Genomic DNA, 13138 nt, shown 5'->3' with positions numbered 1-13138 from the left:
CGTTATGGCAACACACGATAACAGCTTCAACCGGGATACATTTAATCAGCGTCTGTTACAGGAGTTCTACGACAGCTACGATGAAGAACTGGAGATGGAACTCGACGACCTGCGTTTTGGCGAGACCACGCCTGACGGGAATGATGAGAAGGCCTGGCGTCGTCGCTATTTTCGCGAACTGCTGCACCTGCAGGGCGAACTGGTTAAGCTTCAGGACTGGGTGATGCGCACCGGCCATCGGCTGGTCATTCTGTTCGAAGGCCGCGACGCCGCCGGTAAAGGCGGTGTTATCAAACGCATCACGCAACGCCTTAACCCGCGCACCTGCCGGGTTGCCGCCCTGCCAGCACCTAACGACCGCGAAAAAACCCAGTGGTATTTCCAGCGTTACATTGCTCATCTGCCCGCCGCCGGGGAAATGGTGCTGTTCGACCGGAGCTGGTACAACCGGGCGGGCGTGGAACGGGTGATGGGCTTTTGCAGTGAGGCTGACGTCGAGGAGTTCTATCGTAGCGTGCCGGAATTTGAAAAAATGCTGACCCGCAGCGGTATTCAAATCGTCAAATACTGGTTTTCCATTACGGACGAGGAGCAGGAACTGCGCTTTTTGAGCCGTATTCACGATCCGCTGAAGCAGTGGAAACTCAGCCCGATGGACCTGGAAAGTCGCTGCCGCTGGGAAGATTATACCGAAGCCAAAGAAGAGATGCTGAGCCGGACCCATATCCCGGATGCGCCCTGGTGGGTCGTTCAGGGCGTGGATAAAAAGCGTGCGCGACTGAACTGCATCAGCCACCTCTTGCAACAGGTGCCTTATGAAGACGCTACGCATGATGAAATTATTTTGTCACCGCGTGAACGGTCGCAGGATTACCGCCGTAATGACGTGCCGGACACGATGATCGTGCCTGAAAAGTATTAATGGCAAGCCAAGCGCGGCAGGACGCTGCGCTAACCGGTTTTCACCACACTGAAGGCTTCAGAGCTGGCCTGCTCTTGCAACCGGGCATAACGGTCGATGGCCGTGGCGATATCCTGGGATGATTTTAACGCGCGAATTTCACCGAACAGCTCACCGGCTTCAACGTAGGCTTTACGTAAATACCCGAGCCACTGTTTGATACGGGCAACATGGTACATGCCGGTATCGCCCTGTTTTTCCAGCCGGGTATATTTCTGTAACAGCGCCACCACCTCCGGCCAGGGCATGGGCGCGTCATTGTATTTGATGACCCGACTCAGGTTAGGCACGTTAAGCGCGCCTCGGCCAATCATCACGGCATCACAACCGGTGGTCCGCAGGCAGTCCTGGGCCGTTTGCCAGTCCCAGATCTCGCCATTCGCGATAACCGGAATACGTAGGCGCTGACGGATGTCGCCGATGGCCTGCCAGTTGATCGCCTCGGCACGATAACCGTCTTCTTTGGTTCGACCATGCACCACCAGCTCGCTGGCACCGGCCTGCTGTACCGCATCCGCAATTTCCATACTGCGCGCGCTGGAATCCCATCCCAGCCGCACCTTCACCGTAACGGGCAACGAAGCCGGTACCGATGCCCGCATGGCTTTTGCCGCGCGATAGATTAAATCGGGATCTTTTAACAGCGTGGCACCGCCGCCGCTGCCGTTGACCAGCTTTGACGGACAACCACAGTTCAGATCAACGCCCCAGGAGCCCAGAGTAACCGCTCGTGCGGCGTTTTCCGCCAGCCAGTCCGGATGCTGCCCCAGCAGTTGCAGACGGACCAGCGTGCCCGAGGGCGTGCGGCTGGCATGGTGCAGTTCAGGGCAGAGTCGATAAAAGGATTTTACCGGCAAGAGTTGATCCACGACGCGCAAAAATTCTGTAATGCACAGATCGTAGTCGTTGACCTCCGTTAACAGCTGGCGCACCAGAGAATCCAGTACGCCTTCCATCGGTGCCAGTAAAACCCGCATTGTCAGGCGTTTCCGCTACGCTTAGGCGCTGGGCGACGTGGACGCGCGGCTGGCTTGTCAGACGGGCCCGCTGCCGGTCCCTGACGACGGGGCTGTGAACGCTTGTCCCCTTGCGGACGCGCAGCGCCTGCACCCTGTCCGCCCTGGCTGCGACCACGGCCGCGTGGCTGCTGTGACTGACGGCCATTCACGATAGGTTCCGCTTTGATGCTTGGATCCGGCTCATAGCCCGGTACGGCCAGACGCGGAATTTCACGCTTAAGCAGACGTTCAATATCGCGCAGCAGTTTGTGTTCATCCACGCACACCAGTGACAGTGCGACGCCGGTTGCCGCCGCACGGCCGGTACGACCAATACGATGCACATAGTCTTCCGCTACGTTTGGCAGCTCATAGTTTACGACGTGTGGGAGTTCTTCAATATCCAGGCCACGGGCCGCGATATCGGTGGCCACCAGCACGCGAATTGCGCCGGATTTAAAATCAGCCAGTGCGCGCGTACGTGCACCCTGACTCTTATTGCCGTGAATCGCCGCAGCGGTAATACCGTCTTTACCCAACTGTTCTGCAAGGTGGTTAGCCCCATGCTTGGTTCGGGTAAACACCAGCACCTGCTGCCAGTTACCTTCGCCGATCAGCTGCGACAGCAGTTCCCGTTTGCGTTTCTTATCAACAAAATGCACCTGTTGAGAAACCTGCTCCGAAGCGGTGTTGCGGCGTGCCACTTCCACCTGCTCCGGGTTATGCAGCAGTTTTTCTGCCAGGGTTTTAATCTCGTCCGAGAAGGTGGCAGAGAACAGCAGGTTCTGACGTTTGGCAGGCAGTTTTGCCAGCACACGGCGAATATCGTGGATAAAGCCCATATCGAGCATACGATCGGCCTCATCCAGAACCAGCACTTCCACCTGAGAGAGGTCAACCGCGTTCTGATGGACCAGGTCCAGTAAACGGCCCGGTGTTGCCACCAGAATATCGACCCCGCCGCGCAGCTTCATCATCTGCGGGTTAATGCTGACACCACCAAACACCACCAGCGAACGAAGCGGTAAATACTTACTGTATTCAACAACGTTTTCCCCGACCTGAGCGGCCAGTTCACGGGTAGGCGTGAGGATCAGCGCACGCACCGGACGACGTCCACGTACTGCGCCGGTATTCGCCGACAGCTTCTGTAGTAAAGGCAGCGTGAATCCGGCCGTTTTGCCGGTGCCGGTCTGCGCACTTGCCAGCAGATCGCGGCCGGACAGCACCACAGGAATCGCCTGGCGCTGGATAGGAGTCGGTTCGCTGTAGCCTTGCTCAGCAACCGCACGCAAAATATCGGCACTCAGGCCGAGAGAGTCAAAAGACATGACGAGTATTACTCCGGTCCACTCTGACCGTGTTTCACGGTGTAGTTTTCAGAGGGATAGTGACGCCAGCTGACGCTGACGCGTGAAAAGGGTGCAAACTACGATGCATAAGCGGCGGAGTGTAACAGCTTTAACGTTCCTGTGCGAGATAGCTCACAATTGATTACAAACGGCCTAAACAACAAAGCCACCTTACGGTGGCTTTGGTTATCGGACAGCTCAGTTAACTGCGTTTTTTCTCAATGCGTCGTGCAGGCTCTTTGGCCAGCAGAGAAACCAGTGCCGGGCCCAGTAGCATAACCATGCCCAGGCTGGCCAGCAGCAGATTGTTGTGGAAAATGCGAGAGACCAGGAACAGCGTCATCATCGCAGCGCCGAAGTAGTAGGTGGTCGTCGCCTCTTCGAGGTAATCACCGAGGGTACGCAAACGGGCACTACGCTGCGTGATCAGCATGGCGATAAACACCCCTGCATACGTCACCACCAGGGTACTGCACACTTCGACCAGTGCTTTGTGTTTCCAGCCCCATACCAGCGCGGCAATCACCAGCAGGTGCATAGCGATATGGGCCCAGGTTTGACCGGTAATAATTTGAAAGCGATTAGACAATTTCATTTTTTCTCCTGCAGACCTGGCGGGTTGCCTGAATGCAACCGGATCCGGCCAGGGACGGTTTCATCAATGTAAAGCAAATATCAGATAACGCCTTATTTATTCCTCTTCTTCACCCTCCATTTGTGACAAAGACTACACTTTGTGGTTGATGAAGATGAAAAGGAGCGCGTCGCGAGTATGCCACAAATCCAGCAAGGATTTTCATTTAAAGTCCTGACGATCAATACCCATAAAGGTTTTGCCCCGTTTAACCGACGCTTCATCTTGCCAGAATTGCGCGAAGCCGTACGCGCAACGTCGGCAGATATCGTCTTGTTGCAGGAGGTGATGGGAACACATGACATCCATCCTCTGCAACATGAAAACTGGCCCAATACCTCACATTACGAGTTTCTGGCTGACACCATGTGGAATGATTTTGCCTATGGGCGTAACGCAGTCTATCCGGAAGGACACCACGGCAATGCCGTGCTGTCGCGCTTTCCCATTGCCGAATATCAGAACCGCGATGTCTCGGTGGCCGGTAGTGAAAACCGGGGCATGCTGCACTGCCAGATTACGCTCCCCGCGCCCTACGGTCCGCTGCACGTTATCTGCGTTCACCTGGGTCTGAAAGCGGCCCACCGTCGCGCCCAAATGGCAATGCTGAACGAGATGGTGCTGGCCCTGCCGCCGGATGCGCCCGTGGTGGTGGCTGGCGATTTTAACGACTGGCAGGGACGCGCCAATAAAATCCTGCAAAAAGGGGCCGGGCTAAAAGAGGTATTCAGCATCAAACATGGGCGACCGGCACGCACCTTCCCGGCCCGCTTTCCTCTTCTAAGACTGGATCGTATTTATGTTCGCAACGCCACGGTGAGTCATCCCTGGGCGCTGCCGCGTAAACCCTGGTCACACCTTTCCGATCACGCGCCGCTGGCGGTGGAGATCCATCTATGAATTTTGACTGGCAAAACGGCAATAAACTGCGCCTGCTGGAAAATGGGGATACGTTTTTCCCCCGGGTTTTTGGCGCAATTCAGCGTGCCGAGCGCAGTGTGCTGTTGGAAACCTTTATCCTGTTTGAAGACGATGTCGGTAACGCTTTACACCGCGAGTTGCTGGCCGCAGCACAGCGCGGCGTCAAGGTTGAAATGATGGTGGATGGTTACGGATCGTCGGAGCTGTCAGACGACTTTGTGAACAGCCTTACCCAGGCGGGCGTCCGTTTTATTTACTACGATCCGCGTCCGCTGGTGATGGGCATGCGTACCAACGTCTTTCGCCGCCTGCATCGCAAAACCGTGGTGGTTGACGGGGTTATCGCCTTTGTCGGCGGGATTAATTTCTCCGCCGAGCACTACACCGACTATGGCCCTGAAGCCAAACAGGATTACACCGTTGAGGTGAAAGGACCGGTAGTGGCGGATATTACCCGCTACCTGCAAGAGGCAATCGGCAGTCAGGCCACCACCCGCCGCTGGTGGGGACAGCGTTCACATCGTCCGGCTAAGAACGCCCTGCCCGGCGACGCGCAAGTGCTCTTCGTGTATCGCGATAATGATGATCACCGGGACGATATTGAACAGCACTATCTGGATATGCTGCGCAGTGCCAAACAGGACGTGATTATCGCGAATGCCTATTTTTTCCCCGGCTACCGACTGTTGCGGGAAATGCGCAATGCGGCACAGCGCGGGGTTCGGGTGCGTTTGATTGTGCAGGGCGAGCCCGATATGCCGATTGTGAAAGTGGGCGCAGAGCTGCTCTATAACTATCTGGTGGATGCTGGCGTGGAGGTCTACGAATACTGCCGTCGTCCGCTGCACGGTAAAGTGGCGGTGAAAGATCAGCAGTGGGCGACAGTCGGCTCCAGCAACCTCGATCCCTTAAGTTTATCGCTAAACCTCGAAGCGAACCTGATCATTCACGATCGCCACTTTAATGAGACATTACGCGACAATCTTGAGCATTTACTGGCAGAAGATTGCCAGCGCGTTCAGGAGGATAAACTGCCGCCGCGTAACTGGTGGCAGTTGTCGAAAAGCGTCGTGGTGTTCCACTTTCTGCGCCACTTTCCTGCAATCGCCGGCTGGCTGCCGGCACACACGCCAAAACTGGCCCAGGTTGACCCGCCCGTGCAGCCTGAAATGGAGACGCAAGATCGCGTCGAAGCCAACAATGAAGGAGCGAAATCCTGATGGCAAACACGCATCCGCGCTGGAAACTGGCAAAAAAAATACTTACCGGCCTGTTCTTCGTGGCCGTCATTGTGCTGCTGGTCATCTATGCACGCAAGGTGAACTGGGATGACGTCTATAAAGTTATCGTCAACTACAACCGTTTCGTGGTGCTGACCGCCGCAGGCCTGGTGATCGTCAGTTACCTCGTGTATGGCTGTTACGACCTGATCGGTCGCGCCTACTGCGGTCATAAACTGGCCAGGCGCCAGGTGATGCTGGTGTCGTTTATCTGCTATGCCTTTAACCTGACCCTCAGTACCTGGGTTGGCGGCGTGGCTATGCGCTATCGGCTGTACTCACGCCTTGGCCTGGACAGCGGTACCATTACGCGCATTTTCTCACTCAGCATTGCTACCAACTGGCTGGGCTATATCCTGCTGGCGGGCGTCGTTTTCAGCGCGGGCATGGTTTCCATTCCCAGCGGCTGGTTTATTGGCGAAACCACGCTACGGCTGATCGGGGTTGTCTTGCTGGTGCTGGTCGCCTTCTACCTCTGGTCCTGTGCCTTTTCAAAACGTCGCCGCTGGACGGTCAAAGGCCAGACGTTACAGCTGCCTTCATTACGTATGGCGCTGTTTCAGTTTGCCGTTTCCTGTGCCAACTGGATGGTGATGGGCACCATTATCTGGTTGCTACTGGGCCGGGATGTGGGCTATCCGATGGTGCTGGGGGTTTTATTGATCAGCAGTATCGCTGGCGTGATTATTCATATTCCGGCGGGGATTGGCGTGCTTGAGGCGGTGTTTTTAGCGCTGTTGAGCGGCGAAGATCTCTCTCACGGTACCATTATTGCCGCCCTGCTGGCCTACCGGGTGCTCTACTTTATTTTGCCCCTGCTGCTGGCGCTGGTGCTGTACCTGGGGCTGGAGAGTCGCGCTAAGCATATGCGGCATAAAAACGAACAGAAACTGCAGAAGTCGTAACCGGGGAGCGGCTGCTCTGGCAAACCAGAGCAGCCCGTTTTTTAGCGGCGATTGCCGAAAATACGCAGCAGCATCAGGAACAGGTTGATGAAGTCAAGGTAGAGCGTCAGCGCGCCCATGATCGAGTAGCGACGCAGGTTTTCCGTGTCGCGCGCATCAATCTGCTCGCCAATGTTTTTCAGTTTCTGCGTGTCATAGGCCGTCAGGCCCACAAACACCACCACACCAATGTAGGTAATCGCCCACATCAACGCCGGGCTTTTCAGCCAGAAGTTCACCAGCGATGCCAGCAGAATACCGATCAGCGCCATAAACAGCAGGCTGCCCAGGCGGCTCAGATCGCGCTTGGTGGTGTAGCCATAGAAGCTCATGGCACCAAACATCCCCGCCGTGACAAAGAACGTACTGGCAATGGAGGAATAGGTGTACACCAGGAAGATGCTGGCCATGGTTAACCCGGTCAGGGCCGAGTAGAGCATAAATAACCCGGTCGCTACGGCACCGCTCAGGCGATGGACCATGCCAGAGAGGATGAACACCAGCGCCAGCTGCACAATAATCAGGCCGAAGAAGGTAATGCGGTTTGCAAACACCAGCTCCATCACCGCCGGCGTGCGGGCGGCAAACCAGGAGACAAACGCGGTGAGTAATAAACCACAGGTCATCCAGCCATAAACCTGTGCCATGTAAGCCTGCAACCCGCGAGATGCAGGCTGAACTATTGAATCATTCTGTGGATATCGGTCCATGATGCACCTCTTGTTGAACAAATGGGTTATTCCCCTGACAGGGGAGCCTGGTTAAGTGTGGCACAGCTCTGTTCAACTGCGCCACAACGCCATGCTTATTGACGTTTCATGCACTGCTGATAACGACCGTCCACGCGCTGAGCAAACCACGCGGTGGTTAAATTGCGGGTGATTTTAGGGCTTTCAAGCTTAATGCCCGGCAACATTTCACGGGGCAGGCGCCGTCCGGCCATTTTATCTGCCAGCGCAAAGACCTGCTTCCACACGTCGCTGTTGCTGAATTCGGCCTTTTCGCCCTGCTCAAGATCGTCGCGAATTTCGCTGTTGCTCATATCCAGGCGTTTCGCCAGGGTGCGCACCGCCAGCTCCGTCGATCCCGCCTTGTCTGAGCCGTACTGAATGAGATCGCCATCCAGCGCCAGTTTCATGCCTGTCGCACGAGAGACTGCCGCCTGGAAAGCGGCATTGCGGCTGGCGTACCAGCCCGCGTTATAGTCCGCAAAGCGGTAAAGTGGCTTGCTGTAATCGGTGGGATAACCGAGCAGGTGCATCGTGCCGAAATAGACGCCGCCATGGCGGGTGAAGACCTCACGGCGGATGGAGCCGTCAACCGGCCATGGGTAGCCTTTGGCATGGGCTTCGGCAAACGCGATGCTCACCTGCATCGGCCCGCCGGTATGCACGGGGTTAAGGTTGCCAAACAATGTCTGCCCCATGGGCACCATCTCGATAAAGTCGTCGAAAATATCGCTCAGATCTTTTTCACTTTTGGCTTTATCCAGCCGCGCGGCATAGCTTTCGCCGTTGCTGGATTTGATGAGCAGCGCTGTGCGCACTAAAAACGCCGGCACGTGAACCTTCGCCGCGCGGCGGTCGATCTCGTCCCAGGCGATTTTTGACATGCCGGGCACGTTACCGCTGGCGTCAAAACCCGACTCCTGTCCTGCTACGGCAATGACCGCGCACAGGTTGCTGTCGCTGGCCTCAAGCCCCTGGGTGCGGAATGAGGTATAGATATCATCTGCCCAGCCTGATTTATTACTGACGTTGGCAGGCAGCAGGCGTTGGATCTGCGCTTTTACATCCTCAGGCTGCTTTGCAGGCGCTTCCGGCGTTTTTTTACTGCTACAGCCCGCCAGGATCAGCACGGCAAGCAGCGTCAGGCGTTTGGGTAAAGAAGTGAATGACATACCTGTCCTCTGAGGGGAAAAAGAGTAGCTTAACACTGCCCCGCTTCGCAGAGCAGGGTGGATTATCTGAACTCAGGTTATCGCTTTTCGCGCAACTGGCGGAAAAGGGATCGGTGATGTCAACGCGCTGGACGGTAACGTGATGCCGTTGCAACGCGACGAGGGCGGCGGCGAGCACGCGTAGGGAAAGATCCGGTTTGCCCCCGCAGCGCAACGCTCGCCCCTAATCCCAGCGCTGAGCGGCCTCATGATCGCTGTTGCGCGCATCCACCCAGCGGTCGCCCTGTTCGGTGGTTTCACGTTTCCAGAACGGAGCGCGGGTTTTCAGGTAGTCCATAATAAACTCCGCGGCGGCAAACGCGCTGCTGCGGTGTGCGCTGGTGACGCCAACAAACACAATTTCATCGCCGGGGAAGAGTTCACCAATGCGGTGAATCACGGAAACCCGCTGCAGCGGCCAGCGCTGGCGTGCGTCATCAATGATTTCCTGCAGCGCCTTTTCCGTCATGCCGGGATAATGCTCCAGCGTCAGGGCCGCCACATCATCCCCCAGATTATGATTGCGCACTTTGCCGGTAAAGGTCACCACAGCGCCGTCTTCTGGACATCCCGCCAGCCACTGGTACTCCTGAGCCATATCAAAGGCAGCCGGGCCCACCCGAATTTGCGTGTCCATTTATCCTCCCGTCACCGGCGGAAAAAAGGCCACTTCATCGCCGTCCTTTAGGGGATGATGAAGTGCGGTGAGCGTCTGGTTAACTGCGGCGAGTAAACGTTCGCTGTCCAGCGCCAGCGCCCAGCGTTCGCCCCGCTGCGCCAGAGCAGCCCGCAGCGCCGCCACATCGGGGTAATCCGGAGCCAGGGTAAGCGAATCGGTGCCCACCAGTTCCCGCACCTGAGCAAAAAACAGCACCTTAATCATGGGCAACCGCCTGAAAATCGCCGCTTTTGCCGCCGCTTTTATGCAGCAGGCGCAGTTGGTCGATGACAATGTCTTTTTGTACCGCCTTGCACATGTCATAGATGGTCAGCGCGGCTACGGAGGCCGCCGTCAGGGCTTCCATTTCTACCCCGGTTTTCCCGGTGAGCCGACACAGTGACGTAATGCGTACCCGGTTCCACGCTGGCTCAGCCACCAGCGCGACTTCCACTTTGCTCAGCATCAGCGGATGGCAAAGGGGAATCAGCTCCCACGTGCGTTTTGCCGCCTGAATACCGGCGATGCGCGCCGTCGCGAACACGTCACCTTTGTGGTGACTGCCCTCAATAATCATCTGTAAGGTTTCCGGCTTCATCAGCACCAGCACTTCAGCCTGTGCCTCGCGCACGGTGTCGTTTTTAGCGGAAACATCCACCATATGGGCTTCGCCAGCGGCGTTAATGTGGGTAAGTTGTGACATGCTCAAAGCTTCTTTAAATGGGTAACAAAGTTGCAGGGACGCGTACGGGCATCCAGTTGCTCGGCGATGATGCGCTCCCAGGCGCTGGTACAGGCCGATGTCGAGCCGGGAACCGCGAAAATTAACGTCTGGTTTGCCAGACCGGCGACCGCGCGGGACTGTAACGTCGAACCGCCGATGTCTTCATAGGAAATCATGCGAAACAGCTCGCCAAAGCCTTCGATTTCCCGATCGAACAGCGGCAGGAGCGCCTCAGGGGTGCTGTTTTTCAGGTTAAAGCCGGTGCCGCCGTTGACGATAACCACCTGCACATCCTCGCTGGCAATCCAGCGTGAGACAATGGCGCGAATGCGGTAAAGATTGTCGGGCACGATGGCGTGGTCGATGACGCTGTGTCCGGCTTCGGCCGCGGCCTCACGCAGATAATCCCCGGATGTATCATTACTGGCATCACGGCTGTCTGAGACCGTCAGCGTGGCAAGCTGTAACGGTTGAAACGCGCTGGCTGGTTTACCCATATTTGCTCCTGCAATTAACCGCCAATGTAAGAAAGATTCTGTGTGATACCGGTATTGCCCTGCAACAGGAAATGCGTCTGTTTCTTCTGGCCCAGGCTGCTGGCAATGCGCGCCTGCAATTCATCTTGCTGATCGTCGGACGCCAGTAAATCACGCAGCGGAATGCCGCCATCGCCAAACAGACACAGGTGCAGGTTGCCCTGAGCGGAAACCCGCAGGCGGTTACAGCTGGCGCAAAAATCTTTGGAATACGGCATGATCAGTCCGATTTCACCCACGTAATCCGGATGATAAAACACCTGCGCCGGGCCATCGCTGCGGCCGCTGATACGGCGCTGCCAGCCCTGCGCGAGAAGTCGATCGCGGATCACCTCGCCCGACACGTGCTGCTCGCGAAACAGCGCACCGCCCTCACCGGTTTCCATCAGCTCAATAAAACGCAGTTGAATGGGGCGCGTACGGATCCAGTCAAGAAAGGTCGTGAGATTATGGCTGTTGACGTCGCGCATCAGCACGCTGTTCACTTTGACCTGGCTGAAGCCGGCCTCAAAGGCCGCATCGATCCCGGCCATCACCTGGTGGAATTTATCCTGACCGGTTATGGCATGAAACTGGCGTGCATCAAGGCTGTCCACGCTGACGTTCAGGGCGGTGAGTCCGGCATCGCGCCACTGCTTAACGTCACGCGCCAGCCGGTAACCATTGGTGGTGACGGCGATGTGGCGGATAGCCGCGTTTTCTCTGACAGCCGCAATGATGTCGGTAAAATCGCGACGTAATGAAGGTTCACCGCCGGTCAGGCGCACTTTCTCCGTGCCCGCCGCCGCGAAGGCGCGCGTGACCCGACGAATTTCATCCAGCGAGAGAAAACTTTTATTGCGGATACCGTTTGGCTGATAGCCATCGGGCAGGCAATAGGTACAACGGAAGTTGCATACATCCGTGACCGACAGGCGCAAATAGTAAAATTTGCGCGCAAATGCATCAGTAAATTGTGACACCAGAACACCTTTCCAATTCGGGAGATGCAGTCATTTCTTCCTGCACCCTGGCAGCGTGTAGGCTACGGCCTGAATCCCCTATCCACCGACGTAGGCATTCAGGCTTGAGTGTACGTTAACCGGCTGGTTAACGCGGTATACAGATGGTAGCGCGATTAGTAGTGATGCGCCATCCACGGCTTTTACTCTGTGTGCTGCATAACGTTAACTTTCACCGTATTTCGCTCACAGGATAAGTTAAAATACCCGGTAAGCATTGACGTAAATTACCCCCGTCTGCATCAACCGGGCCGCTGGCCGGCGCAGACGTGAAAAGGAGAAGTATGAATCGAACACTGGCGGACCTGGATCGCGTGGTGGCCTTAGGTGGCGGACACGGATTAGGACGCGTGATGTCGGCCCTGTCCCCTCTGGGTTCACGCCTCACAGGCATTGTGACCACGACAGACAACGGTGGCTCCACAGGCCGCATTCGTCGCGCAGAAGGTGGCATCGCCTGGGGCGACCTGCGTAACTGTATTAACCAGCTGATCACGGAGCCTAGCGTGGCCTCCGCCATGTTCGAATATCGCTTTACCGGCAACGGTGAACTGGCCGGACACAATCTGGGTAACCTGATACTGAAAGCGCTGGATCACCTTAGCGTGCGGCCGCTGGAAGTGGTCAACATCATCAGAAACCTGTTGAAAGTTGACGCCTTTTTAATCCCCATGTCAGAGCATCCGGTTGATTTAGTTGCAACCGATAGCGAGGGCAACGCGGTGTATGGGGAAACCGCTATCGACGCCATGCAGCTTCCACCGCAGGAACTGATGCTGCATCCTGCCGTGCTGCCCACCCGCGAGGCGCTCGATGCTGTTGCAGAAGCCGATCTCATTCTGATTGGACCGGGCAGCTTTTACACCAGCCTGATGCCCATTCTGCTTATGAAAGAGATGGCGCAGGCATTACGCCGGACGCCCGCTAACATGGTGTTTATCGGCAACCTGGGCCGCGAGTTGAGTCCTGCGGCGGCAACGCTTACCGTGGCCGACAAACTGGCGATGATGGAGCACTACATTGGCAAGCGGGTGATCGACGCGATCGTAGTTGGCCCGTCCACGGACGTCAGCCGGGTGGAAAACCGCCTGATTATTCGTGAACCGCTGGAGGCCGCCGATATCAAGTACCGCCACGACCGCCAACTGCTGCGCGCCGCGCTGGAGCACGCCGTTCAGGGATTTAACTGA

The 13138-nt window shown here is 56.6% G+C and carries 15 protein-coding genes and 1 riboswitch; of the genes, 5 read left to right on the top strand and 10 right to left on the bottom strand.

Annotation, left to right across the window (positions count from 1 at the left end; all coding sequences use genetic code 11):
* Positions 1-4 precede the first annotated feature (4 nt).
* The gene (gene ppk2 / locus ACPXSQ_RS02170) at positions 5-922 is read left to right on the top strand and encodes a polyphosphate kinase 2 (protein WP_426142630.1); all 918 of its coding nucleotides are present in this window, start codon (positions 5-7) and stop codon (positions 920-922) included.
* A gap of 29 nt (positions 923-951) precedes the next feature.
* Here the strand turns inward: ppk2 and dusC are convergent, their stop codons facing one another.
* The 3 genes from dusC to ACPXSQ_RS02155 form a co-directional block, all read right to left on the bottom strand.
* A complete protein-coding gene (dusC, locus tag ACPXSQ_RS02165; RefSeq protein ID WP_019106153.1) occupies positions 952-1938 on the bottom strand; it encodes a tRNA dihydrouridine(16) synthase DusC in 987 nt (328 codons plus the stop codon).
* Positions 1939-1940: 2 nt separating this feature from the next.
* Positions 1941-3290: an ATP-dependent RNA helicase RhlE gene (gene rhlE / locus ACPXSQ_RS02160; RefSeq protein WP_014593234.1), complete on the bottom strand. Its 1350-nt coding sequence runs from the start codon at positions 3288-3290 to the stop codon at positions 1941-1943.
* A gap of 223 nt (positions 3291-3513) precedes the next feature.
* A complete protein-coding gene (locus ACPXSQ_RS02155; RefSeq protein ID WP_013025119.1) occupies positions 3514-3906 on the bottom strand; it encodes a YbhQ family protein in 393 nt (130 codons plus the stop codon).
* 177 nt (positions 3907-4083) lie between these two features.
* On the opposite strand from ACPXSQ_RS02155, the gene ACPXSQ_RS02150 reads away from it, so the two are divergent.
* The 3 genes from ACPXSQ_RS02150 to ACPXSQ_RS02140 are packed head-to-tail and all read left to right on the top strand — an operon-like array spanning position 4084 to position 7051.
* Entirely contained in the window at positions 4084-4845 is a 762-nt protein-coding gene (locus tag ACPXSQ_RS02150) for an endonuclease/exonuclease/phosphatase family protein (RefSeq protein ID WP_228225295.1), read from the top strand.
* The gene (gene clsB, locus ACPXSQ_RS02145; RefSeq protein WP_014606268.1) at positions 4842-6086 is read left to right on the top strand and encodes a cardiolipin synthase ClsB; all 1245 of its coding nucleotides are present in this window, start codon (positions 4842-4844) and stop codon (positions 6084-6086) included. The genes ACPXSQ_RS02150 and clsB overlap by 4 nt, the downstream gene beginning before the upstream one ends.
* Complete coding sequence (locus ACPXSQ_RS02140) at positions 6086-7051, top strand: lysylphosphatidylglycerol synthase domain-containing protein (protein WP_014593231.1); 966 nt, start codon at positions 6086-6088, stop codon at positions 7049-7051. The genes clsB and ACPXSQ_RS02140 overlap by 1 nt, the downstream gene beginning before the upstream one ends.
* Before the next feature lie 41 nt (positions 7052-7092).
* Here ACPXSQ_RS02140 and ACPXSQ_RS02135 read toward each other — a convergent pair whose 3' ends face one another.
* The 7 genes from ACPXSQ_RS02135 to moaA all read right to left on the bottom strand — a co-directional run bounded on the left by ACPXSQ_RS02135 (position 7093) and on the right by moaA (position 11912).
* Positions 7093-7800 carry a Bax inhibitor-1/YccA family protein gene (locus ACPXSQ_RS02135; protein WP_426142625.1) on the bottom strand — a complete coding sequence of 236 codons (708 nt, stop codon included), beginning with the start codon at positions 7798-7800 and terminating at the stop codon, positions 7093-7095.
* A gap of 95 nt (positions 7801-7895) precedes the next feature.
* Positions 7896-8990 (bottom strand): DUF1615 domain-containing protein, encoded by a 1095-nt coding sequence (locus tag ACPXSQ_RS02130; RefSeq protein WP_014593229.1) that lies wholly within the window; start codon positions 8988-8990, stop codon positions 7896-7898.
* A gap of 223 nt (positions 8991-9213) precedes the next feature.
* The gene (gene moaE / locus ACPXSQ_RS02125) at positions 9214-9666 is read right to left on the bottom strand and encodes a molybdopterin synthase catalytic subunit MoaE (RefSeq protein ID WP_013025113.1); all 453 of its coding nucleotides are present in this window, start codon (positions 9664-9666) and stop codon (positions 9214-9216) included.
* Entirely contained in the window at positions 9667-9912 is a 246-nt protein-coding gene (gene moaD / locus ACPXSQ_RS02120; protein ID WP_064373432.1) for a molybdopterin synthase sulfur carrier subunit, read from the bottom strand.
* Positions 9905-10390, bottom strand: coding sequence for a cyclic pyranopterin monophosphate synthase MoaC (moaC, locus tag ACPXSQ_RS02115; RefSeq protein WP_014593226.1), 486 nt, complete (start codon positions 10388-10390; stop codon positions 9905-9907). Before moaC ends, moaD begins: the two co-directional genes overlap by 8 nt.
* A 2-nt stretch (positions 10391-10392) precedes the next feature.
* Entirely contained in the window at positions 10393-10908 is a 516-nt protein-coding gene (moaB, locus tag ACPXSQ_RS02110) for a molybdenum cofactor biosynthesis protein B (RefSeq protein ID WP_024470897.1), read from the bottom strand.
* Between the two features lie 14 nt (positions 10909-10922).
* A complete protein-coding gene (gene moaA / locus ACPXSQ_RS02105; RefSeq protein ID WP_165971849.1) occupies positions 10923-11912 on the bottom strand; it encodes a GTP 3',8-cyclase MoaA in 990 nt (329 codons plus the stop codon).
* Positions 11899-12032, bottom strand: a riboswitch (molybdenum cofactor riboswitch). Its footprint overlaps the gene before it by 14 nt.
* A 200-nt stretch (positions 12033-12232) precedes the next feature.
* Here moaA and ACPXSQ_RS02100 point away from each other — a divergent pair.
* Positions 12233-13138, top strand: coding sequence for a gluconeogenesis factor YvcK family protein (locus ACPXSQ_RS02100; protein ID WP_028714959.1), 906 nt, complete (start codon positions 12233-12235; stop codon positions 13136-13138).

The organism is Pantoea sp. EEL5, assembly GCF_049892805.1.
Classification (GTDB): domain Bacteria; phylum Pseudomonadota; class Gammaproteobacteria; order Enterobacterales; family Enterobacteriaceae; genus Pantoea; species Pantoea ananatis.
Note: the sequence above shows the minus strand (reverse complement) of the source record. Positions and strands in the feature narration are given on the sequence as shown.